Consider the following 748-nt stretch of genomic DNA (forward strand, 5'->3'; position numbering starts at 1 on the left):
CCGAAAGCCCGACGTGGTAGTGCTGGGGAATTGCTGCTTGCGGATCATGTTGGCGACCTCGATGCCGTCCAAAGTAGCCGAAGCGGATTTGAACGACTTGAACCCGCACATGTGCCGCACGCGTCGTTTGATGAATCTGTGATCCTGCTCAATCAGGTTGTTGAGATATTTGGACCTGATCGTTTGTACTGTGGCTGGGCAGCCGAACCGCTTCAGGATCCTGTTCACTTCTCGAATGCCAGCTGCATTTGCGCCGCTCTTGTCAATGACGATTTTGTTTGGGATCCCGTTTGACGACAGTGCTTTGACAAAGAACCTAGTGGCTGCTGGACGATTTCGTCGCTCAGACAGCATGAAATCAAGGGTGTTTCCCACTTTGTCGACCGCTCGATAGAGATGCATCCACTTCCCGCGCACACGAATATAGGTTTCGTCCATGCGCCATGAACTCTGAGTTGGGCGCTTCTTTGATTGCGCGCGAGCTGCGACGATCGACGAGAACTTCACAACCCACCTATTCAATGTGGCGTGGTCAACTCGCACACCGCGTTCAGCCATGATCTCTTCCAAATCGCGATAAGAAAACGTGTACCGCAGGTAGAAGTAAACGGCGTACAAAACCGCATCCTTGGGAAAATGGCAGCCTTTCAAGGAAATCATGCTGAAACCTGTTGGAAAACAATACGCGGACAACAAACTTCGGAATCTGCAGGCTCGTCAATCCAGACCCAAAGTTTGCGACACAACC

1 protein-coding gene is annotated in these 748 nt (G+C 51.6%); it reads right to left on the reverse strand.

Annotated elements, in window-relative coordinates:
• On the reverse strand, nt 1-660 hold a 660-nt coding region (locus ACR0L4_RS23690), incomplete at its 3' end, for an IS6 family transposase (RefSeq protein ID WP_480515666.1).
• Nucleotides 661-748: the final 88 nt, after the last annotated feature.

It is taken from the genome of Ruegeria sp. AB5 (assembly GCF_056542645.1).